Raw genomic sequence first — 22,430 nt, 5'->3', positions numbered from 1 at the left:
GCCGAGCACCTCATACCCATGGCGGTACCCATTGCTTCCGCCCTATAAAGGCTAACCTCTCGCCACCAATCTGCCAGGCGGACCGGGGGGCTCCGGGGAGGGCTTGGTGGGTGCTAGCCGGCTTCGTGGATCGGGGGCACCAGATGCAGCGCGCGGGGCCAGCGCGCGGGTGGAGCGCCGAACGCCCGATTGGCGTTACGGACCATCTTCTTGCCGGCGAGGTAATTGCCGACCGCTCCCACCACGACACCGATCCCGACAGGCAGCAGTTTGCCGAACAACAGGGCGCCCCGCCGCACGGTGTACCTCCTGACCCACGACTTGAGCAGCCGCGAGTTCAGTCCCGACATCGACGACAGCGGCAGGGCGGCCAGGCTCTCGGAAATCCAGCCGCCGCTGGTGCGTCGCGCACCTATCAACTGCGCGACGGCGTGCTCGCTGTCGTCACCGACGAGCACCGCGAGCACCAGGGCGCGGCGTCGTTCCCGGTGATCGGCCGGGATGTCGTGGACTACCGCGACCGCCAACACGAAGAACGCGGTGGCCTCCAGGAACGTCACCGTTTCCGCGGCCGCCGCGGACAGCGCACTCAACGTGCCGATCCCGGGGACGGTCGCTGCGGCCCCCACGGCAACGCCGCCGGCCGTCACGATGGCCACGTAACGCTTCTGCAGCTTGGCCAGGATCTGCGCCGGGCTGGCATCGGGATCGGCATTGCGCAGCCGGGTCACGTAGGCCTCCGCGGCCGGCCCCTGTATCCGCGAGCTGCGCTCGATGACCTGCGCCAACGCCCGCGCGGACATCTTGGGTCGACCGTGCTTGCCGGTCGGCGCCTCTCCCGCGTTGGCCATGGTGAAAAACCGCTTCGGCGACCTGTTCCGTCGGGCCCGCATACTGTCTCTCCTGCAAATGGGGTTCTTTCAGGCTAACGTGCCCGCGGCAAATCCTGACGAGTTATCGATCCTCCGCGGATCCGTGGCTGCCGGCCCTCTTGCGCCACCGGGAATAATGCAGGCTGGATGTCTGCGACGGCCAGGCCGTTGGTCGGTCGTCGTGATGAACGGTTCGCCGTGCGCGCGGTCGATGACCTGGTAGTTCGGTCCGGTCGACCAGACGGGCCGATGCGGCGTAACGGCATCGTCGGGAGCGAAACGAGGTGGGGTGGATGACCACGGCTGCGCCCCGCACGCCCCGAGGTGAGTGGCGTGCGGGTTCGGGGCCGGCGCAGGCCGCCCATCGCTGGGATTTCATCACCCGCAGCTCGCCGCACTCACAGAACCCGTGGAACCCGCTTTGGGCGATGATGATCGGCTTTTTCATGATCATGGTCGACTCGACCATCGTCGCGATCGCGAACCCGACGATCATGGCCAACTTGCGCATCGGCTACGACACGGTGGTCTGGGTGACCAGCGCCTACCTGCTGGGTTACGCCGTCGTGTTGCTGGTGGCGGGGCGTCTCGGCGACCGGTTCGGCCCCAAGAACCTGTACCTGATCGGCCTGGTGGTCTTCACCATCTCTTCGGTGTGGTGCGGACTGTCGGGCAGCGCGGCGATGTTGATCGCGGCCCGCGTCGCCCAAGGCATCGGAGCGGGCGTGCTCACCCCCCAAACCTTGTCGACGATCACCCGGATCTTCCCGCCGGAGCGGCGCGGCATCGCGGTGAGTTTGTGGGGCGCCACCGCGGGAGCCGCCAGCCTGGTGGGTCCGCTGGCCGGCGGTCTGCTGGTCGACGGGCTGGGCTGGGAGTGGATCTTCTTCGTCAACGTCCCCATCGGTGTGATCGGGCTGGCGTTGGCGTACTGGCTGATCCCGGTGCTGCCCACCCAGTCACACCGGTTCGACCTGATCGGCGTCGGGCTGTCCGGGGTGGGCATGTTCCTGATCGTGTTCGGGCTACAACAGGGCCAGGCCTCGCACTGGGAGCCCTGGATCTGGGCGTTGATCGTCGCGGGATTCGGGTTCATGACGGTGTTCGTGTTCTGGCAGTCGGTGAACCCCCACGAACCCCTGATTCCGTTGGTGATCTTCGGCGACCGCGACTTCTGGCTGTGCAACGTCGGGGTGGCCATCGTCTCGTTCGCCGCGACGGCGATGATGTTGCCTCTGACGTTTTATGCGCAGGCCGTTTGCGGGCTGTCGCCGACGCGCTCGGCCTTGTTGATCGCGCCGATGGCGATCGCCAACGGGGTGTTCGCGCCGTTCGTCGGCAAGATCGTCGACAAGTACCATCCGCGGCCGGTGCTCGGTTTCGGCTTTTCGGTGCTGGCGATCGCGCTGACCTGGCTGACCTTCGAGATGTCGCCGACGACGCCGATCTGGCGGCTGGTGTTGCCGTTCTTCGCGATGGGCGTCGCGATGGCGTTCGTGTGGTCGCCGCTGACGGCGACCGCGACGCGTAACCTGCCGGCGCAGCTGGCCGGCGCGGGGTCTGCGGTGTACAACTCCGTTCGCCAGCTCGGCGCGGTGCTCGGCAGCGCCGGCATGGCCGCATTCATGACCTGGCGGATCAGCGCCGAGATGCCGCGGCGACCGTCCGGTGGGGGCCTGGACGAGGACGCGATCACGTTGCAGTTGCCCCGGTTTCTGCGCGAACCGTTCGCGGCCGCGATGTCGCAGTCGGTGCTGCTGCCGGCGTTCATCGCGTTGTTCGGGATCATCGCCGCCCTGTTCTTGGTGGGCTTCGCGCCCTGGTCCCGCACCGGCCGGGGCGGCGACGATTTCGGGCCCGACGAGGATGACATCGTCGACGACGATTATGACGACGACGAGTACGTCGAACTCGTCCTCCTGCGCGATTCCGATGTCGAGCGCGGTGGCGCGCCGTCAGGGGAGCGGGCTGCCGCGGCGCCCCCGCCCGCCGGGATGCGGCATCGCGGCCCGGGCGATTCGTGGCACGGCGTGCTCGACGAACCCGTCGCGCAAGTCCAACCAATTGGCTTTGCCCACAACGGGTCTCATGTGGACAGTGGCAAGCGCCTGCGTCAGGTGGCGGTGCGGCGCTCGGTCAAGCCCAGCCCGCCGGTGGAGCGACTGACCCGGCCGCCACGCCGTCCCCACAGGGGTCCGGCGGGTCACCACTTCACCGACGGTGACTCGCTGCGAGGTCAGCACCACCGCGCCGATCCCGACGATGATCCCACCGGTTACGGCCGGCACTCGTCGGGCAACTAGGCGCCGCAGCGCAGATCGGGTTGGGCGAGCGCCAGGAATGCGCCCAGGTCGGTCAGGCCCGCGGGCGTGGCGGGCAGGTACTCCGTCAGCGACGGCGACCGCACGATCACCGCGGCATATTGCGCCCGGCTGACGGCCACGTTGAGCCGATTCCTGTTGAGCAGAAAGGAGATTCCGCGCGGCACCACGTCCATGGACGACACCGTCATCGAGACGAACACCACGGGCGCCTGTGCGCCCTGGAACTTATCGACGGTCCCCACCCGCACCCCGTCCAGCCGGGCAGCGCTCAACCGGCGACGCAGCAGGGCCACCTGCGCGTTGTAGGGCGCCAGCACCAGCACATCGGCGGCCGTCAACGCCCGGCAGCCGTGCTCATCGGTCCACGACGCGCCGATCAGTCGCCCGATCTCGGCGGCGATCGCGTCGGCCTCCTCAGGGCTTTCGGTCGAATTTCCCTGGTGCTCAACCGAAATCAGCTGCACGCCGGGCCGGTATCCGTCCAGGCGGCGGGCGCCGGCGCATTCGTGGGAATGCAGCCTGCCTTCGTAGGACAGCGCGGAAACCGCGGCGCAGACGGCCGGGTGCATGCGATAGGAGAGATCCAAAAAGTAGCCACGTTCGTCGGGCAGGGTGCGCTGGCCGTCGACCAGCCAATCCAGCGCGGAGCTGTCGACTGGCTCGGGGTGGGTGCCCTGGCTCACTTGCGGCAACTGCTGAGGGTCCCCGAGCAGCAGCAGATTCGCGGCGGCCGGGGCCACGGCGATGGTGTTTGCCAGACAGAATTGGCCGGCCTCGTCGATCACCAGCAGATCCAGGCTCCCCGGCGGTATCCGATTGAAGTTGGCGAAATCCCATGCGGTGCCGCCGATCACGCAACCCGGCGTGTCGGCGAGGAATGCGGCGTATGCGCTGCCGTCGATCTCTCGCCAGCGCGGAGCCTGGTGGTCATAGCGTTTCTTCGCGATCCGTTGCGGATCCAGTCCGGCGTCGATCACACAGTCCAGCAGGTTTTCGACCGTGGCGTGCGATTGTGCGACGACACCGACGCGCCAGCCGTGCTGGGTGACCAGGCGTTGGATTACCCGCGCGGCCGTGTGCGTCTTGCCGGTGCCGGGCGGCCCGTGCACCGCCAGGTACGACGAATCCAAATCGAGTAGCGCGGCGGTGATGTCGGTGACGGTGTCGGTGCCGCGGGGCAGGGGAGTGCCGCTGCGCGCGCGGGGCGCGCGGCGCAGCAGGACATCGACGATGGCGCTGTCGGGCAGGCGCGGCAGCCCGTCGCCGACCGCGGCGGCGGTTGCCCCGATCGACTCCCGCAGCGCCGTGGTCGGAATGGGTGGCCCGGGGGTCAGCGCGAAGGGCAGCTGGTGAAATGGCTTGCCGTCGCTGCTAACTCGTTCGAGGACGACCACTCTGGTGGGCACCGCAGGGTCGTCGGCTTCGACGACGGTCGCCCGTCCGGCCGCACGCCGGTCCGGACTGTCGGTCATGCCGGGCGGCGCCGGCGGTTTGTACAGCGCAAAGACGTCGCTCTTCAGCTCGCCGCGCGCCAGCTCGCCGCGCAGCTCCAGCCGGCGCTGAGGTTTGCGCGCGCGGGGCGGTGTGTGCCAGTCGACGCTGACGGATGCGGCCTCGGCGACGAAAACGTCGGTGTTGTCCGCCCATTCGTCGACGGGGAAGTTCAGCCGGTCGAAATGCGCCCACCAGAACGGTTTGTCCTCGCGCCGGTGGTAGCCGCGCGCAGCGGCCACCAGCGCCACCGCCGTCTGCTCCGGGGTGCGCTCGTCGATGCCGGCAGCCCCGGTGAACGCCGACAGGGTCACCGCCAGCTGGTCGCGGTCCTCGACGGTGTTGCCGTCCCCCACGGGCTGGGCGCCGATCGGTACGACGCCGGATTCATAGGCGCGCAGCATCAGCCAGTTACGCAATTCCTGCGTCGATCGGCAGTCGTAGTGGTTGTAGTCCTCGATCTCCTTGAGCACGGAGGCGGCCTCGTCGTCGCGGCCCTCGGCGCGCAGGCCGCAATACCGCGCGTAGGAGGTGATCGAACCGGCGGCGGTGGTCACGTCGCCCGCGCGCAGTTGGGATCCCATGTAGAGCGGCTCGAGCGCCTTGAGACTGAATGACTCCGCGCCGACGCGAATGCTCCTGCGCACCAACGGGTAGAGGTCGACGAGCGTTCCGCTGCGCAGTAGTTCGTCGACTTCGTCCTCGCCGACGCCGTAGCGCCCGGCGAGCCGCAGCAATGCGGTCTTCTCGTAGGGCGCGTAGTGATAGATGTGCATGTTGGGGCGACGCTTGCGCCGTTTGGCCACCATCGCGAGGAAATCGGTCAGCGCCTCGCGTTCGTCGGCCCGGCTGTGTGCCCACAACGGGCGGAACTTGCCCGCAGGCCCGGCCTCCAAGACGCCGAACAGATATTCCAGGCCCCAGTCGCGACCGTCGATGGTCCACAGTGGGTCGCCTTCGAAGTCGAAGAACAGATCACCGGGGTCCGGCTCGGGGAGCAGCGCCAGCGGCTGCGCGTCGATGACCTGGACCTGCGGAATACCGGTGTCGCGTTGGCGCACTTGCAATTTCGCCTGGGCCCTCAACGTGGTGACGACACCCGCGGCCAGCTCGGGTACCGGCCCGCTGTGGGCGGCCAGTTCGGCGACGGTGGTGATGCCGGCGTCGAACAGTTTGTCCCGCTGGCTTACTCGCAAGCCGGCGACCAACAGCACGTCGTCGGTGGCCCGCAACTGCTCGATGCAGGACGGACAATGAAAACAGGCCGCCACACTTTCGTCGTCCCACCGCACCGGGGTTCCGCCCGCATGGTGGTCGTCGAGCAGCCTTTGCAGCCGCGCCCGCTGTGAACGATAGACCGGGACCAGGTCGCAGACGCGGTGCCGCACAGCCGTTCCGTCCCCGAGCCGCAGTTCGGCCTCGGGCGCGACCGGCACGCCCGAGGCGGCCAGCACATCGGCGTAGGCGGCCAGTTGCAACAGCGCGGTCACCTTTTCCGAGCGGGCCAGCTTGGTGTCGACGACCCGATACTGCTCGCCGTCCCGTATCAGAAAGTCGGCGAATCCGAGGAAGCGGCCGTCGAACATCGCGGCCTGATACACCGCGGGGGCGCCGCGAGCGGCGGCGCGCAGCGTCGCGTCGGTGGCCGCCGCCAGCCCGGCGGGGGTGTAGGCCGGGCGGCCGATGACCGCGAGGGCATCCCCGAACCGCTCGCGCAATCGCGCGAGCTCGCGTCGCTCATGCTCGTCGCCGAGGGCGGCTGTGCGCGTGAGCAGTTCGTCCTCGATCGTGGTCGCCGGTCCGCGGCCAAGTTTCGCGTCGAAATCCCGCAGCAGCGCGAATTCGCAGCGGGCGGCAGCGGCAAGGTCCGACGCGCTGTAAACGATGTTGTCGCCGGTCACGAACACTGGAGCCACTGTAGGTGAGGGCTCCGACATAGCGACCGCGCCCGCCGCGCGTGCCCGGGATCAGTGTGCGGGCGTATTGCCGATCAGTTCGACCGCGTTGCCGTTCCAATGGAACTTCACATCGGTGTTCAAGCCCTTGATCCCGCCCGGGTAGGTCAGGGCTACCGTGTCGCCCGTGGTTTGTGCCGGATCAATGCCATTGAAGCCGTAGGTGTCGGGGACGCCCTGCGGGATGAACTGGCCGAGGTGGAACAGCACCGCGCGGGTGGTGGGACTGACCGCGTTGGTGTTGGCCTTGATGATCACCGCCGACAGCTGCGCGCACTGGTTGTAGTTGCCGGCCAGCGGCTCGGGATTCCACGGCTGCTGGCTGCGCGGGTCGCGGGGCAGTTCGGAGACCACCTTCGCGATCGTGGGCGAGGCGAGGTTGACCGCGCACGGATCGACCGGCGACGCGTTGCCGGGCTGGGCGGCCGGCGATGGCGTGGCCGGCGCCGTGATCGACGCGGTCTCGGAAGTCGTCCTGGCCTGCGGCGTCTTGGCGACCGTGGAATCTCCCGAGCCGCAGCCGGTCAACGTGACAGCGATTAAAGCGACAGCGGCCGAGCAGGTCAGTGGCTCGGTACGGCACGGTAGCGACCACACATCGACGCACCGTACCGTCATCGGCTCCGCGGGTGTGGCAGGCGTGGCCGGGTCCCGTCCGGCTGTGCTGATGATCACGCCGGCCGCCCGTGGCGCTCAGCGGCCGCTGAGCTCGCGATCCCCACTGGAGTCTTCTGGTGGTGACCCGCAGCGCTCAGCGTCCGCTGAGCTCGCGATCCCCACTAGACTCCTTGGGCGATGACCCTCTCAGACAGCTCGACGGGAGCTGCCTCCACGACGTTTGCCGACCTGCAGATCCACCCCTCGGTGCTGCGGGCGGTCGCTGACGTCGGCTACGAATCACCCACCGGCATCCAGGCCGCGACGATCCCGGCGCTGATGGCGGGCTCCGACGTCGTCGGGCTGGCGCAGACCGGCACCGGCAAGACCGCCGCGTTCGCGATCCCGATCCTGTCCAAGATCGACGTCACGAGCACCGCCACCCAAGCCCTGGTGCTCGCCCCGACCCGGGAACTGGCCCTGCAGGTCGCCGAGGCGTTCAGCCGGTACGGAGCCCACCTGCCCAAGATCAACGTGCTGCCGATCTACGGCGGCTCGTCCTACAGCGTGCAGCTCGCCGGGCTGCGCCGCGGCGCCCACGTCGTGGTCGGCACGCCCGGTCGGGTGATCGACCACCTCGAACGGGGAACGCTGGACCTGTCCCACGTCGACTATCTGGTGCTCGACGAGGCCGACGAGATGCTCACCATGGGCTTCGCCGAAGAAGTCGATCGGATCCTGTCCGAGACCCCGGAATACAAACAGGTGGCACTGTTCTCCGCGACCATGCCGCCCGCGATCCGCAAGCTCACCACCAAGTACCTGCACGATCCGCTCGAGGTCAGCACCAAGGCGAAAACCGCTACCGCCGAGAACATTTCGCAGCGCTACATCCAGGTCGCGGGCCCTCGCAAGATGGACGCGCTGACCCGGGTCCTCGAGGTCGAGCCGTTCGAGGCGATGATCATCTTCGTCAGAACCAAACAGGCCACCGAGGAAGTCGCCGAAAAGCTGCGGGCGCGAGGTTTCTCCGCGGCCGCCATCAACGGAGACATCCCGCAGGGCCAGCGCGAGCGGACCGTGGCCGCCCTGAAGGACGGCAGCATCGACATCCTGGTCGCCACCGACGTGGCCGCGCGCGGGCTCGACGTGGAGCGGATCTCGCACGTGCTCAACTACGACATCCCGCATGACACCGAGTCGTACGTGCACCGGATCGGGCGCACCGGCAGGGCCGGACGTTCGGGAACCGCGCTGCTATTCGTCTCCCCGCGAGAGCGCCACCTGCTCAAGGCGATCGAAAAGGCCACGCGACAAACGCTCACCGAAACCGAGTTGCCCACGGTAGAGGACGTCAACGCGCAGCGGGTGGCCAAATTCGCCGATTCCATCACCACCGCGCTCGCAGCCCCCGGCATCGACCTGTTCCGCAAGCTGGTCGGAGACTACGAACGCGAGCATGACACCCCGATGGCCGATATCGCCGCCGCGCTGGCCCTGCAGTCCCGGGACGGCGAGGAATTCCTGATGGCGCCCGAACCCCCGCGCGAGCGGCGTGAGCGGCGTACCGAACAGCGTGATCGTCCCGAAAAGCCACGGTCGACAAGGCCTTTCGCCACGTACCGCATTGCGGTGGGCAAGCGTCACAAGATCGGTCCGGGCGCCATCGTCGGCGCCATCGCCAACGAGGGCGGGCTGCATCGCAGCGATTTCGGCCACATTGCGATCGGGCCGGATTTCTCGTTGGTGGAGCTGCCGGCCAAGTTGCCCAGGTCGACATTCAAAAGACTTGAGCAGACCCGTATTTCGGGGGTGTTGATCAACCTTCAGCCGGACAGGTCCTCCGGCAAGGCCCGTGGCCGGGACGGCGGGAAGCCGCGCAGGAAACACGGCGGATGACACTGTCCGAAGAACAGGACGCCCAGGGCGGGCTCGAGCAGACCTCGCGCGTCGATCGCGTCGCCTCGCTGACCGGCGTCCGCGCCGTCGCCGCGCTGCTCGTCGTCGGCACCCACGCGGCCTACACCACCGGCAAATACACACACGGCTACTGGGGCCTGGTCGGTTCCCGGATGGAGATCGGAGTGCCGATCTTCTTCGTGCTCTCCGGTTATCTGTTGTTTCGGCCGTGGGTGAAGTCCGCCGCGAGGGGCGGCCCGCCGCCGTCGCTGAGTCGCTATGCGTGGCACCGGGTTCGGCGCATCATGCCCGCCTACGTCGTCACTGTGCTGTTCGCCTACGTGCTCTACCACTTTCGTGAGGCGGGGCCAAACCCCGGACACTCGTGGCTGGGATTGGCGCGCAACCTGACCCTGACGCAGATCTACTGCAACGGCTATCTGGGAAAGTATCTGCACCAGGGGCTGACCCAGATGTGGAGTCTGGCGGTGGAGGCGGCGTTCTACGTCGTGCTGCCGTTGCTTGCGTACCTGTTGCTGGTGCTGATCTGCCGGCGCCAGTGGCAACCGAAACTGGTGCTTGGCGCCCTGGCGGGGATGACGTTGATCAGCCCGGCGTGGTTGGTCCTGGTGCACACCGACCACTGGTTTCCCGACGGCGCCCGGCTCTGGCTGCCCACCTATTTGGCGTGGTTTCTCGCCGGCATGATGCTCACGGTGTTGCAGGAGATGGGCGTGCGCGGGTACGGGTTCGTGGCGATCCCGCTGGCGATCATCAGCTATTTCATCGTGTCCACTCCCATCGCCGGCGCGCCCACCACCTCCCCGGCAACGCTGAGCGAAGCGTTGTTCAAGACCTGCTTCTACGCCGTGATCGCCGCGCTGGCGGTGGCGCCGCTGGCTCTGGGCGGCGCGCCCGGTGCTCAAGGCTGGTATTCGCGGCTTTTGGCCAGCCGCCCGATGGTGTGGCTGGGGGAGATCTCCTACGAGATCTTCCTGATCCACCTGATCACCATGGAATTCGCGATGGACTACATCGTCGGCGCGCGCGTCTACACCGGTTCGATGCTGTACCTGTACGTCGCGACGCTGGTGGTGACGATCCCGCTGGCGTGGCTGCTGCACCGGTTCACCCGTGTGCGGGATTGAGCAGGTTAGTCCCGGGCGGAAACCGGCGTCACGATCGGGACGACGAATTCCTCGATCATCGCCCGCTCCTCGTCTTCGTCGCGGCCCGGATAGGTCAGCAGCGAAACGATCACCCGCACCATCCAGCGACCGCGGCGCTCGATGACGGCGGGATCGTCGGGTCCTAACGACTGCAGGAACGCCACCGCCAGGGCCGCGATGACGTCCGACTGCCCGGCCAGTTCACCGCCCACCGGCGGGCGGGTGGTGGCAAACCACGATGCCAGCGCGGGGCTTTCGCGAACCATTTCGAGTGTGACGAGAATGCTCGCGATCAGCCGTTCGCGCGGGTCCTCGATGCCGCCGGTGCGCGCGAGGATCTTGCGGCCCAGCCGGTGGGTTTCGCGGTGAATGTAGGCGGTTCGCAGCGTCTCGCGGTTCTCGAAATACCGGTACAGTGTCGCGCGGGAACAGCCTGCCGCGCGGGCGATTTCGTTCATGCCGATCGAGTCCGAGTCGCGCTGCGTGTAGAGCTGCTCGGCCGCATCGAGGATCCGGTCGGCGGCCGCTTCGCTCCGGTGCGTACCCAGCCAGTCGTTGCCGGGCATCAGGACTTCATCCGAATCGGCACCGACAACGGGCGCCGCACATAATTGCCGCCGGCCCAGACGATGCCGGATTCGTCCACCTCGAAGCTCGGGCAACGGGTCAGGAGTTCGGTCAGCGCGACGCGGGATTGCATCCGCGCGGCGGCGGCGCCCAGGCAATGGTGGGCGCCATGGCTGAAAGTCAGGATGTTGCGGGGGCATCGGGCCACGTCGAGTTCGCCTGCATCCGAACCATACTGGCGTTCGTCGCGGTTGGCCGAACCGTAGAGCAACAGCGCCCTGCGCCCAGCCGGGATGGTCGTCTCGCCCACGGTCACGTCCCGGGTCGCCGTGCGGGCCAGGCCCTGCACCGGCGAGGTCATCCGCAGCAATTCCTCGACCGCATCCGGAATGCGGCCGGGGTCGTCCACCAGCAGCTGACGTTGGTCGGGGCGTTCGTGCAGCAGCGGCATCGAACCGCCGAGCATGCCGGTGACGGTGTCGTTGCCGCCGGTGACCATGGTGAAGGTGAACGCCAGGATCGACAGGGTGCCGGCGATGTCACCGTCGGCGCCCACTCCGGCGGATACCAGGTGCGAGATGGTGTCGTCCGCGGGCTCGGTCCGGCGCCTTTCGATCAGCCCGGTGAAGTAGGTCATCATCGATCCGACCGCATCGCCGACGGTTTCCAGCGCGCCGGCAACGCCGCCTTCGGCGGTGTTGGCCGCGACGATGGCCTGGGTCCAGCCGTCGAACTGAGCCCAGTCCTCCTCGGGCACACCGAGATAGTGGGCGACCACCATCGACGGCAGCGGTTTGAACAGCTCCGCGACGATGTCGCCGCCGCCGGCCGAACGCAACCCCTCGATGCGCTCGACGACGAATTCGGTGACCTTGGGCTCCACGGCCTCCACCTGCCGCGGCGTGAAGCCGCGCGACACCAGCTTGCGGAACTCGGTGTGTACCGGTGGATCCTGCATCACAAACGGTGGATTATCCTGCAGCCCAATTAGTTCCAGGTCATCGTAGTTGACGGTCAGGCCCTTGGCGGAGGAGAAAGTCTCGTGGTCGCGGGCCGCGGCCCACACGTCGGCGTGCCGGGAGAGCACGTAGTAGTCATGCTCGGGGTGATTGGGTGGCACCACGTGGTGCACCGGGTCGTGATCGCGCAAGGCGCGGTACATCGGCCACGGATTGGGCCAGGTGTCGGCGGTGGCCAGCTGGAAAGCGACCGGTGCTTCGTGAGACATAACGACAGCCATGTCTCATTCGTACGACAATGATTACGCTCTGTCAACCCGTCGGGCTCAATCGGAACGCATATGCATTGCTCACATTGCTCATTGGCCGCCCGGGCAGCGACTGGCACCAGGCACGAGGTGGACACCCGGGCGTCGTGTCGCGAACCGCGGCGCACCCGGGCGTCGACAAAGTCCCTCGTTTGCCTGCATGGCAAACAAGGTTGGCGTTTTCGGCGGTCGTAGGCAAGCTTGGATGCATGAGTGAGTCATGGGATTGCGTGATTGTCGGAGGCGGTGCCGCCGGGCTTAGCGCCGCATTGGTGCTCGGACGGGCTCGCCGACGCACACTCCTTGTGGACGGCGGCGCGCAAAGTAACAGGGCCGCTCATGGAATAGGCGGTCTGCTGGGCCATGATGGCCGCCCGCCTGCCGAGTTGTACTCTGCTGGCCGGGCCGAGTTGGCCGCGTATCCGAGCGTTGAGATTCGAGACGGTGAAGTCCTCTCCGCTGAGCACGGTTTCGTCGTCGGGCTGGCCGACGGGCGGCGCGAGCGTACCCGCACGGTGCTGTTGGCTACGGGGATGGAGTACCGCGCGCCGAACATTCCGGGGCTACAGGATCTTTGGGGACGGTCGGTGTTTCACTGCCCGTTCTGTCATGGCTGGGAGGTCCGCGATCAACCACTCGCTGTCGTGGCGAATGGTGAGCGGGCGGTGCATTCCGCGTTGCTTCTGCGCGGCTGGAGTGATGACATCGTTGTCCTCACCAACGGACCAGCCACGCTGGCTGCCGAGCACCATCGGCTGCTCGGGGCGGCGGGGATCGCCGTGGATGAGCGGCCTATTGCGCAATTCGCCTCGCATGCAGGTGACTTGACGGGGGTTGTGTTCGACGACGGCTCCCGCATGATGCGCGCCGGTGCGCTGGTGGTGGCGACGCTGCACCAGCGTTCCGCGCTGGCCACTCAACTGGGTGCCGCCGTCGCCCCGCCGGGACCGATGGCCGCCGACGCCCTTGCAGTTGATTCCTTCCAACGCACATCGGTGCCCGGCGTCTTCGCCGCCGGTGACCTCTGCGCCCAGGTGCCGCAGGTGGCGGCGGCGGTGGCCAGTGGCTCGCTGGCCGGCGCCGCCGTCGTGCAGGGCTTGTTGGGCGGTGACGTGGGATTGCCGACGCCGCCATGGCCCACGGTCGCGGCGAACGACAACGACTATGCCGATGCCTCAACACCGACACGGTGACCCTGGCACTGAGGGCTGAATCCTTCGAAGTTCGCGAGCGCCGAGTGTGCGGCCAGCCGCACGCTGGTGACCGGGTGTGCGGCTAGCCGCACACCTGAGCCGACTTCGGACAGGGAACTAGATGCCCGATCCGGGGTTGAGGATGCCCTGCGGATCCAACGCCTGCTTGATCCGCCGGTTGAGGTCCATCACGTCGGGGCCGAGATAGCCGGCCAGCCAGGGCCGCTTCAACCGGCCGACGCCGTGCTCCCCGGTGATCGTGCCGCCGAGACCGACGGCCAGGTCCATGATCTCACCGAACGCCAGATGGGCGCGTTCGGTCATGTCAGCGTCGGCGGGGTCGTAGACGATCAGCGGGTGGGTGTTGCCGTCGCCGGCGTGGGCGATCACTGAGATCATCAGGTCGCGTGCTGCGGCGATGCCCGCGATCCCGGTGACCAGTTGACCCAGCGCCGGAAGCGGCACGCCTACGTCCTCGAGCAGTAAAGAGCCTTTGGCTTCGACCGCCGGGATGCAAAACCGCCGCGCGACGACGAACGCTTCGCCCTCGTCGGGGTCGTCGGTCGAAAACACTTCCGTGGCAGCGCTTTCCGCGAACACCTTGGCCATGATCTCGGCGTCCTCGCTGCCGGCGCGGCCACGCTCGTCGGACCCGGCCACCAGCATGGCCGCCGCCCCGCGGTCCAGGTCCATGCGCAGCGTGTCTTCGACGGCGTTGATCGCCACCGAGTCCATGAACTCCAGCATCGAGGGGCGAAGCCGCGCGGTGACCCCGAGCACCGCGTCGACCGCGTCCTGCACCGACGCGAAGCTGGCGACGACGATGCTCGACGCGTTCTGCTTGGGGACCAACCGCAGCGTCACCTCCGTGACGACGCCCAGGGTGCCTTCGCTGCCGACGAAGAGTTTGGTCAAAGACAGGCCGGCGACGTCCTTGAGTCGCGGCCCGCCCAGCCGGACGGCGGTGCCGTCGGCCAGCACCACCTGCATGCCCAGCACGTAGTCGGTGGTGACGCCGTACTTCACGCAGCACAGGCCGCCGGCGTTGGTGGCGATGTTGCCGCCGATGCTGCAGATTTCGAACGACGACGGATCCGGCGGATACCACAGGCCGTGTTCGGCGGCGGCTTTTTTCACCTCGGCGTTGAACAGTCCGGGCTGACATACCGCGGTCCGGGTCACCGGGTCGACGGCGATGTCGCGCATCTTCTCCGTCGAGAGCACGATGCCGTTGTCCAGGGCGGTCGCCCCGCCGGACAGGCCGCTGCCGGCGCCGCGGGGCACGACGGGCACCCGGTTGGCGGTGGCCCAGCGCAGCACGGTCTGCACCTCCTCGGTGCGTCGCGGCCGTACCACGGCCAGCGGTTTGCCGGCCGACGGGTCGAACGCGCGGTCCTGGCGATAGCCCTCGGTCACGGCGGGATCGGTGACGACCATCCCGTCGGGCAGGTCGGCGATCAGGCTGGCCAGGGCGTCAGAGCTCACGGCCCGATAGTAAGCCCGCTTCTCGGCCTCGGACGGCGCCCGGGTCTGCGGGGCGTCGCGGCTGAATGCAGGATGTTCATGTGCTCGACCATCCCCGTACCGGCCAGCCGTTCGACTCTCCGGTTGGCGCGGGTACTGGATGGCCGGGTGATCCGGCCACGCCGCAGACCCCGGTGGCGGCCGATGCCGCGCGGGTCGTCTCGCTCGCGCAACAGGCCACCTCGATCCCCGCACTCGACGCCCTGGTCAGCGTGTGCCGGGCCTGTCCGCGGCTGGTCGACTGGCGCGAAGAGGTCGCCGTCGTCAAGCGCCGGGCCTTCGCCGACCAACCCTATTGGGGGCGACCGGTGCCCAGCTGGGGAGCGGCGCGACCCCGGCTGTTGATCGTCGGGTTGGCGCCCGCCGCGCATGGCGCCAACCGCACGGGCCGGATGTTCACCGGCGACCGCTCCGGCGACCAGTTGTACGCGGCGCTGTTCCGGGCGGGCCTGGTGAACCAACCGACCAGTGTCGATGCCGCGGACGGGTTGCAGACCAAGCGGATTCGGATCGTCGCGCCGGTGCGGTGTGCGCCTCCCGCCAACGCCCCAACCCCCGCCGAGCGGGACACCTGCTGGCCGTGGCTGCAGGCCGAGTGGCAACTGGTGGCCGAGCACGTTCGCGTGGTCGTGGCCCTCGGCGGTTTCGGCTGGCAGATCGCGCTGCGATTGCCGGGCGTCTCCGGTAGGACAGCGGGGCGCAAGCCCCGGTTCGGCCACGGCGTGGTTGCCGACCTGGCGCCCGGCGTGCGGCTGCTCGGCTGCTACCACCCGAGCCAGCAAAACATGTTCACCGGTAGGTTGACACCGGCAATGCTCGATGACGTCTTCCGCGACGCAAAAGAACTGGCAGGGATCAAGTGAGCGAGATTCTCGTTTCCGGCGCCAGCGTGGCGGGCACGGCTGTCGCGTTTTGGCTTGGGCGGCATGGCCATTCGGTTACCGTGGTGGAGCGTCATCGAGGCCCGCGGCCGGGTGGTCAGGCGATCGACGTGCGGGGCCCGGCGCTGACCGTTCTCGACCGCATGGGTCTGCTGGCCGCCGCCCAGAAACGCACGACGCAAATCCGCGGCTCCTCGGTGGTCGACCGTGACGGCAATGAACTGTCCCGTGACACCGAGTCGACGCCCACCGGCGGACGTATCGACAGCCCCGACATCGAACTGCTGCGCGACGACTTGGTCGAATTGCTATACGGCGCAAGCCAATGGACGACCGATTACCTTTTCGACGACACCATCACCGCGCTTGAGGACGATGGCGCGGCCGTCCGCGTCACCTTCGAGCGCGCCGCGCCACGCGCATTCGACCTCGTCATCGGCGCGGACGGATTGCACTCCAACGTACGGCAATTGGTGTTCGGGCCGGAGGAGAATTTCATCGAGCGGCTGGGCACGCACGCGGCGATCTTCACTGTGCCGAATTTCTTGGACCTGGACTACTGGCAGATGTGGCACTACGGGGACTCCACCATGGCGGGGATCTACAGCGCCCGAAACAACACCGAGGCCCGGGCCATGTTGGGTTTCATGGAGCCGGAGCTGCGGATCGACTACCGCGACGCCGAGGCCCAGTTCGGTGAGCTGGAGCGGCGGATGGCCGGTGAAGGATGGGTTCGCCCGCAACTGCTGGAGTACATGCGGACCGCACCGGATTTCTACTTCGACGAGATGTCGCAGATCAAGATGGACCGCTGGTCGCGTGGCCGGGTGGCGCTGGTCGGCGACGCCGGGTATTGCTGCTCGCCCCTGTCTGGGCAGGGAACCAGCGTCGCGCTGCTGGGCGCGTACATCCTGGCCGGCGAGCTCAAGTCCGCTTCCCAGGACGGGACCACCGATCACGAACGCGGATTCGTCGACTATCAGCGTGAGTTCGTCGACTACGTGCAGCGCAACCAGTGGCTCGTTGTGGACAACATCCCGGGCGGCGCCCCGATACCGCAAGAGGTGTTCGACCGCATCGTCGCCTCGATCACCCTCAAGGACTATTGAGCGGGTCCGGGAACGTTTGCGTGGCCGCGCACGTTGACGCCATCGTGCGTCTTTCCGTCCTTGACCTCATCCCGGTGCGCACCGACCAGACGACCGGCGACGCCCTGGCGGCCACCGTGCAGCTGGCGCAAGCCGCGGATCGGCTGGGTTTTACCCGCTACTGGGTCGCCGAGCACCACAACATGCCTTCGGTCGGTGCGACCAGCCCGCCGGTGGTGCTCGCCTATCTGGCCCCGCAGACCTCGCAGCTGCGGCTCGGCTCGGGCGGGGTGATGCTGCCCAACCACGCGCCGCTGGCCGTGGCCGAACAGTTCGCGCTGCTGGAAGCGGCCGCGCCGGGCCGCATCGATCTTGGCATCGGCCGGGCGCCGGGATCCGATCCGGTGACCTCCTACGCGCTACGGGGCGGGCAGGACGGCCGGGACATCGAGAACTTCCCGGAATACCTCGACGACGTCGCGGCGCTGATGAGCGCGCGCGGCGTGCGGGTTCCGTTGCGCTCGGGCGACTACACACTCAAGGCCACCCCGGCCGCCGCGACCGAACCGCGCCTGTGGCTGCTGGGTTCGTCGATGTACTCGGCGCACCTGGCCGCCGCCAAGGGGCTGCCGTACGTGTTTGCACATCACTTCTCCGGCAAGGGAACCGAAGAGGCGCTCGAGGTTTACCGCTCCCGATTCAAGCCCAGCGCCGTGGCCACGGAGCCGCGGACGTTTTTGACGGTCAACGCGGCGGTGGCCGAAACCCGCGAGGAGGCAACGGCTTTGATGCTTCCTAACCTGCAGATGATGGCCAAGCTGCGCACCGGGCAGCCGCTCGGGCCCGTGCCGCTGGTGGAGGAGGCCGCGATGGCCGAGCTGACGGGACAGCAGCAAGGGATAGTCGACAGCGGCCTGCGACGCGCCGTCCTGGGCGCGCCGACGGAGGCCGCCGAGCAGATCCGGACGCTTGCCGAGCGTTTCGGCGTCGACGAGGTGATGGTGAACCCGGTGGCTTCGGCCCGCGCCGGCACCGAGGCCGACGAAGCACCGGCGCGCGTCGCGACGCTGGAGCTGCTCGCCAAAGAGCTGTTCTGAGTCCCGCTCACACCCGGCGGTTGGACTGGCTGGAGTGCGGTTCGGGCGCGTGGGTGGCGATCCAGTTCCGTAACTCGTCCGGCGGCAGGGGAGGGCAGTGCACGAAACCCTGGGTGATCATGCAGCCGTACCGGCGCAGCGCGTTCAGGGTCGCCTCGTTCTCGACACCCTCGGCGACGAGGTCGGCGCCCAGGTTGTGCGCGAGCGCCACCGTGGACCGGACGATGGCGACCGATCGCGCGTCGTGCGCCAGGCGGGTGACGAAAATTCGGTCGAGTTTGAGCTCGTCGACCGAAACCTCTTGCAGCCGAGCCAATGACGACCAGCCGGTGCCGTAATCGTCCAGCGATATGCGAATTCCCAGGCGTTGCAATGCCGCGACGGTGTTGCGGGATCGTGCGGAATCCACCAGCGCGCTCTCGGTGATCTCGAGGATGAGCGCGTCCGCGGGCAGGTCATAACTCGCGAGCAACCGCTCGACCGTGCCGACGAGCTCTATGTCGAGCAGGTTGGTCGTCGATAGGTTCACCGCGACGGTGAGCGTGATGCCCTGCTCGCGCCAGCACCGGACCTGTTGCAGAGCCATGCTCAGGGTGCGGTTGGAGATCTTGCGCATCAGGCCCGCGCGTTCGGCGACGGGCAAGAACTCCTCCGGCAGCAGCGTTCCGCGGGTGGGGTGCTGCCAGCGCAGCACAGCCTCGATGCTGTGAACGCTGCCGTCGCGCCCGTCGATCTTGGGCTGGTAGTGCAATCTCAGCTCGTCGGTGTCGAACAAAGCCGTCCGCAAGTCCTCGATAAGGTCGGGGTCGTTGTTCCGATACACCTCAAACGACGAGTCGTAGACCGCGATCTTGCTGCGGGCGGATTTGGCGTGCGCCATGGCGGTTTCGGCGCGGCTCAGCAGTTCTTGCGGATGGTCGCAGTGGTCGGGACACAGCGCGATGGCGATGCGGCCTTCGACTTGGACGGTGATCGGATCCAAGGCGATCGGCTCACTCAACGCCTCCAGCAGCCGGCCAGCCTGCGCGCTGGCGGCGGTGAGATTGGCTCCGTCTGCGAGCAGCACGGCGAATTGGTCGTCACCGACCCGCGCAAGTATGTCGTCGCGACGGACACTGCCGGACAACCGGTTTGCGATATGGCACAGCAATTCATCGCCGAATTGTCCGCCGATCGACTCGGTGATCTCGTGAAAATCACTCAGGCTCAACAACAACAATGCCCGCCGTGCGTGCGCTCTGCCCGGCACCGGCGATGCCGTAGCGGGCAGCGCGGTCAGGGCGCTCGTCAATGAGTGCCGGTTGGGCAGCGCGGTCAACTCGTCGGTCATGGCGTGCTTGTCGTTCGTGTGCAGCAGGCTCACGTCGCGGAAGGTCAGCGAGAATCGAGCGGTCGCCACGACCAGGCTCAACGCCGCCAGTGTCGCGGCCAGTCGCGAATGATGCGCCAGGACAATGACTCCCAGAGCGACAATGGAGGTTGTCACCGGGGTGATGTACGGGCTGAATCGGTGTCTGGGTAATGGTGCCGTCGACGACGAAGGGGACCAGCTGGCCATCGCGATGAGCAACGATGACGCCGGCCAACAGGCATCCAGGAAGGTGCCGATCCGATAGGAGCCGGCGGTCGTCTGGAATAGATAGGCCACGTCCGCCACCGCAAACAAGACCAGCCCGCCCGCCAGCAGCACCCAGCGAACTTCTTTGCGCCAACCGAGTATTGGCAACATGCCGGCGGCCAGCGCCAGGAGCACCAGGTCAATCCACGGGTAGACCAAGCCCATCCACACCGTCGCCGGCGTGCGTAACGTCGCCGCACGCATGGGGCCCTCCGTCACGGCGGCGGCCACCGCCGCCAACGTCAGGGCGCACACCACCGAGTCGAGCTGAATATAGATCGGCAGCCGCTTGAAGCGTGCCCGCATGAGCAGCAGCAGCCCGGCGTAGACCAGCGGGTAGTACGCCAAATACACCGGGTCGGCCACCGATGGGGATCGACCGTTGGGCACCCACAGGGCGTAGACGATGTCACCCAAGGCGGCGAACGCCATACCGGCGGCGATCAGGGACCAGGCCGACCGGTCCGGCGCGACGCGGTACGCGCGAAGCCCAACCAGACCGGCGGCCAACACATTCAGCGCCGAATACAGCGTCGTGGCCGAGAGCATCCCGTGCCCCGCATCCGGATGCACGACGCTGGAGGCGGCGAAGGCGATCAAGCCAATCACCAGCACCGCGAAGCCAACCCGGACACCCCTCGATGGCCCATGGTCAGCGTCCGCAACATCGTCGGCGGGTGGTGTCGCGACGTCGGAAGCGGGCGGTGGAGCCTGCGGCGCCGCTTCGGCGGCGACGCCGACGGCGACACGCGAGGCGACCGCGGATCCGTGCGAGCCCGGCGACGGCGGGAACGCATACGGTAGCGGCAGGTCTGGCATGAAGCTGCGGATGCATTGTCCGCCTTCGCGTTTGGCGGCGTACATGGCGAGGTCGGCATGGCGCAGCAGCTGATCGACCGTGCAGGCCGACGCGCCGGTGCACACCGTGAATCCGATGCTGGGACGGACCGTGATCGGAATGCCGTCGATCAGGATCGCCCCGGCGAACGCGTCGAGGATCCGATGCGCGGTCGCCTGCGAGTCTTTGACGGAAGCCTCGATGACCGCCGCGAATTCGTCGCCGCCAAGGCGGGCGATCGTCCCGTTTTCTCCCAACGCCGCGGTGAGCCGCCCAGCCACCCGGACCAGGAGTTCGTCGCCGGCCGGATGGCCCAGGGCGTCGTTGACCGACTTGAAGTTGTCGAGGTCCAGGCACAACACCGCGATGGGCGTGCCGTTGGGATGCCGGCGCGCCACGGCCTGTTCCAGCCGCTGTAGGAACAGGGCCCGATTCGCCAGACCGGTCAGGTTGTCACGAAAGGCCTCGCGCGCGACTTCCGACAACAGGTTCTGGTTGTCGACCAGGACGACGAATTGCCGGGCCAGGACCGCGGCCACCAGGATGCCCAGGGCGGCCAGCATGGGGTCGTGCACCGAGTTGCCTGCCACGTGCGCCCAGCCCACGGCGGCGGCGAGGATCAGCGGCAGGTAGGGCAGCCACAGCCGGGCACGGAACTCGACCTCCTCCGGCGATGCCGGCGCGGGACGCTCGTGCGCGGCGGCCAACGCCGCCAGCGCCACTATCGCCAGACCCACCACGCGGCCCAGGTCACCGACGCCGCCCGTGTGATAGCTGGCGATACCGGCATGGAAGACCAGCACCATGTCGGCGATGCAGATGGTCGCGATCCCGCCGGCGAGCAGGCTGCGGCTCGGCCGGTCGCCGGGGCGAGCCCGCGACAGCATCAGGATCGCCGTCGTCACCTGGACGATGTCGGCGAAGACCTCCGCCGAGGTCACCACCCGCGCGCCGGAATGCTTCTGCAGCTGCGCTTCGACCACGAACACCCAGGCAAGGACGAACAGCGACGTCGCCACGATGAGACCGTCGAGAAGCAGACGCCGGGGACTGTTGCGAGACAACTGGGACAGCAGCACCAACGAGGCCATGGCGCCGAACGGCCACAGCAGCAGCACGAAATCGGCGGCCGCAGGATGGCTGGCGTGGTCGAATTCCGGGCGGACGTCGTACACCGCCCAGATGACCTCGCCGGCGGCCCAGCCGAGCAGGGCCGTCACCAGCGCCAGCCAGCCGCAGCGCTGCCGCGCGGCCTTGAAGCGGGCCGCGCGCCCGGCGTATGCCGCGGTGATGGCAAGGCACACCGCGATGACGAACCCGCTGACCGGGTGCGGTCCGTGCCAGTCCTCGTAGGAGGACAGCAGGATCAACAAACCGGCTGCGCCGTAAATGCCGGCGAGCAGCCACCCGGCGGGCGCGGGCACCCCCGAGCGTCGCCACGGATTCACCGCCCGCCGTTTCATCACCGCTCCAGCCGCTCCCCTGCTGTGTGGTGAAGAAAGGAACAACTTCACCACGAGTTACAGGGCATTAAACCGCTGCAGACGTGCGCCAAGTGTGGCTTTTGCCAGGTTGGTGCGGCCTTGTGCTCCAAGGGGGGCGGCCGGCACCGCACCTAATCCGGCTGACTTGCGTCGATGCGAGCCAGTGCGTTGCGGAGGATCTCGCCGGTGGCGTCGCGGTCGGGGTCGCGGCGCAGCAGCATTCCTTTGGCCACCGACAGCTTGTCGCCGTTGCGGCGCGGCAAGACGTGCAAGTGGATGTGGAACACCGTCTGAAAGGCGGCGCTGCCGTCGTTGATGGCGATGTTGGTCGCGTCGGCCAATTCCGTCGTGCGCGCGGCCCGGGCGATGCGTTGACCCAGGGTGACCATTCCGGCCAGCGTCTCCGGTGTGGTGTCGGTGAGATCGACGCTGTGCCGCTTGGGCACCACCAGCGTGTGGCCGCGAGTGAAGGGGCGGATATCGAGGATCGCCAGGTAGTCGTCGTCTTCGTAGATCCGGATGGCCGGAGCTTCGCCGGCGACGACCGCACAGAACACGCAGGACAT

General features: G+C 67.8%; 15 protein-coding genes. 7 read left to right on the top strand and 8 right to left on the bottom strand.

All coding sequences use genetic code 11. The annotated features are described in order from the left end of the window. Positions 1 to 113 precede the first annotated feature (113 nt). Positions 114 to 893, bottom strand: coding sequence for a hypothetical protein (locus tag ACZ50Z_RS13630; RefSeq protein ID WP_464484027.1), 780 nt, complete (start codon positions 891 to 893; stop codon positions 114 to 116). Positions 894 to 1,165: 272 nt separating this feature from the next. On the opposite strand from ACZ50Z_RS13630, the gene ACZ50Z_RS13625 reads away from it, so the two are divergent. Next, a complete protein-coding gene (locus ACZ50Z_RS13625) occupies positions 1,166 to 3,175 on the top strand; it encodes an MFS transporter (RefSeq protein ID WP_464484026.1) in 2,010 nt (669 codons plus the stop codon). Here ACZ50Z_RS13625 and ACZ50Z_RS13620 read toward each other — a convergent pair. Continuing rightward, positions 3,172 to 6,594 (bottom strand): TM0106 family RecB-like putative nuclease, encoded by a 3,423-nt coding sequence (locus tag ACZ50Z_RS13620; protein ID WP_464484025.1) that lies wholly within the window; start codon positions 6,592 to 6,594, stop codon positions 3,172 to 3,174. The genes ACZ50Z_RS13625 and ACZ50Z_RS13620 overlap by 4 nt on opposite strands. A gap of 60 nt (positions 6,595 to 6,654) precedes the next feature. After that, on the bottom strand, positions 6,655 to 7,260 hold the full coding sequence (locus ACZ50Z_RS13615) for an LppP/LprE family lipoprotein (RefSeq protein ID WP_464484024.1): 606 nt from the start codon (positions 7,258 to 7,260) through the stop codon (positions 6,655 to 6,657). A 177-nt stretch (positions 7,261 to 7,437) separates the two neighbouring features. Between ACZ50Z_RS13615 and ACZ50Z_RS13610 the strand changes: the two genes are divergently transcribed. Together ACZ50Z_RS13610 and ACZ50Z_RS13605 are read left to right on the top strand one after the other, a co-directional pair. Next, positions 7,438 to 9,138 (top strand): DEAD/DEAH box helicase, encoded by a 1,701-nt coding sequence (locus ACZ50Z_RS13610; RefSeq protein WP_464484023.1) that lies wholly within the window; start codon positions 7,438 to 7,440, stop codon positions 9,136 to 9,138. After that, positions 9,135 to 10,286: an acyltransferase family protein gene (locus tag ACZ50Z_RS13605; protein ID WP_464484022.1), complete on the top strand. Its 1,152-nt coding sequence runs from the start codon at positions 9,135 to 9,137 to the stop codon at positions 10,284 to 10,286. The genes ACZ50Z_RS13610 and ACZ50Z_RS13605 overlap by 4 nt, the downstream gene beginning before the upstream one ends. Before the next feature lie 5 nt (positions 10,287 to 10,291). Here the strand turns inward: ACZ50Z_RS13605 and ACZ50Z_RS13600 are convergent, their stop codons facing one another. Both ACZ50Z_RS13600 and ACZ50Z_RS13595 read right to left on the bottom strand, forming a co-directional pair. Continuing rightward, complete coding sequence (locus ACZ50Z_RS13600; protein ID WP_464484021.1) at positions 10,292 to 10,873, bottom strand: TetR/AcrR family transcriptional regulator; 582 nt, start codon at positions 10,871 to 10,873, stop codon at positions 10,292 to 10,294. Then, positions 10,873 to 12,114: a cytochrome P450 gene (locus tag ACZ50Z_RS13595; RefSeq protein WP_464484020.1), complete on the bottom strand. Its 1,242-nt coding sequence runs from the start codon at positions 12,112 to 12,114 to the stop codon at positions 10,873 to 10,875. Before ACZ50Z_RS13595 ends, ACZ50Z_RS13600 begins: the two co-directional genes overlap by 1 nt. 236 nt (positions 12,115 to 12,350) lie before the next feature. On the opposite strand from ACZ50Z_RS13595, the gene ACZ50Z_RS13590 reads away from it, so the two are divergent. Next, positions 12,351 to 13,334: an NAD(P)/FAD-dependent oxidoreductase gene (locus ACZ50Z_RS13590; protein ID WP_464484019.1), complete on the top strand. Its 984-nt coding sequence runs from the start codon at positions 12,351 to 12,353 to the stop codon at positions 13,332 to 13,334. 117 nt (positions 13,335 to 13,451) lie between these two features. Here the strand turns inward: ACZ50Z_RS13590 and ACZ50Z_RS13585 are convergent, their stop codons facing one another. Then, a complete protein-coding gene (locus tag ACZ50Z_RS13585) occupies positions 13,452 to 14,819 on the bottom strand; it encodes an FAD-binding oxidoreductase (protein WP_464484018.1) in 1,368 nt (455 codons plus the stop codon). Between the two features lie 65 nt (positions 14,820 to 14,884). Between ACZ50Z_RS13585 and ACZ50Z_RS13580 the strand changes: the two genes are divergently transcribed. From ACZ50Z_RS13580 to ACZ50Z_RS13570, 3 genes are read left to right on the top strand one after another with little or no spacing between them, the layout of a single operon-like run. Continuing rightward, complete coding sequence (locus ACZ50Z_RS13580; RefSeq protein WP_464484017.1) at positions 14,885 to 15,721, top strand: uracil-DNA glycosylase; 837 nt, start codon at positions 14,885 to 14,887, stop codon at positions 15,719 to 15,721. Continuing rightward, entirely contained in the window at positions 15,718 to 16,848 is a 1,131-nt protein-coding gene (locus tag ACZ50Z_RS13575; protein WP_464484016.1) for an FAD-binding protein, read from the top strand. The genes ACZ50Z_RS13580 and ACZ50Z_RS13575 overlap by 4 nt, the downstream gene beginning before the upstream one ends. 44 nt (positions 16,849 to 16,892) lie before the next feature. Further along, positions 16,893 to 17,924: an LLM class flavin-dependent oxidoreductase gene (locus tag ACZ50Z_RS13570; RefSeq protein WP_464486227.1), complete on the top strand. Its 1,032-nt coding sequence runs from the start codon at positions 16,893 to 16,895 to the stop codon at positions 17,922 to 17,924. Between the two features lie 7 nt (positions 17,925 to 17,931). Here the strand turns inward: ACZ50Z_RS13570 and ACZ50Z_RS13565 are convergent, their stop codons facing one another. Then, on the bottom strand, positions 17,932 to 21,771 hold the full coding sequence (locus ACZ50Z_RS13565; RefSeq protein WP_464486226.1) for a diguanylate cyclase domain-containing protein: 3,840 nt from the start codon (positions 21,769 to 21,771) through the stop codon (positions 17,932 to 17,934). Positions 21,772 to 21,995: 224 nt separating this feature from the next. Then, positions 21,996 to 22,430, bottom strand: coding sequence for an HIT family protein (locus ACZ50Z_RS13560; RefSeq protein ID WP_464486225.1), 435 nt, complete (start codon positions 22,428 to 22,430; stop codon positions 21,996 to 21,998).

It is taken from the genome of Mycobacterium sp. NTMscope_MAC_269 (assembly GCF_976985695.1).
This window is presented reverse-complemented; position numbering and strand designations above follow the sequence as displayed.

Excerpts from the sequence above, each read along its gene's own strand:
- ACZ50Z_RS13605 (WP_464484022.1), top strand. The coding sequence starts at position 9,135 with ATGACACTGTCCGAAGAACAGGACGCCCAGGGCGGGCTCGAGCAGACC.
- ACZ50Z_RS13580 (WP_464484017.1), top strand. The coding sequence starts at position 14,885 with ATGCAGGATGTTCATGTGCTCGACCATCCCCGTACCGGCCAGCCGTTC.
- ACZ50Z_RS13560 (WP_464486225.1), bottom strand. The coding sequence starts at position 22,430 with ATGTCCTGCGTGTTCTGTGCGGTCGTCGCCGGCGAAGCTCCGGCCATC.
- ACZ50Z_RS13630 (WP_464484027.1), bottom strand. The coding sequence starts at position 893 with ATGCGGGCCCGACGGAACAGGTCGCCGAAGCGGTTTTTCACCATGGCC.
- ACZ50Z_RS13600 (WP_464484021.1), bottom strand. The coding sequence starts at position 10,873 with ATGCCCGGCAACGACTGGCTGGGTACGCACCGGAGCGAAGCGGCCGCC.
- ACZ50Z_RS13590 (WP_464484019.1), top strand. The coding sequence starts at position 12,351 with ATGAGTGAGTCATGGGATTGCGTGATTGTCGGAGGCGGTGCCGCCGGG.
- ACZ50Z_RS13615 (WP_464484024.1), bottom strand. The coding sequence starts at position 7,260 with ATGACGGTACGGTGCGTCGATGTGTGGTCGCTACCGTGCCGTACCGAG.
- ACZ50Z_RS13595 (WP_464484020.1), bottom strand. The coding sequence starts at position 12,114 with ATGGCTGTCGTTATGTCTCACGAAGCACCGGTCGCTTTCCAGCTGGCC.
- ACZ50Z_RS13610 (WP_464484023.1), top strand. The coding sequence starts at position 7,438 with ATGACCCTCTCAGACAGCTCGACGGGAGCTGCCTCCACGACGTTTGCC.
- ACZ50Z_RS13625 (WP_464484026.1), top strand. The coding sequence starts at position 1,166 with ATGACCACGGCTGCGCCCCGCACGCCCCGAGGTGAGTGGCGTGCGGGT.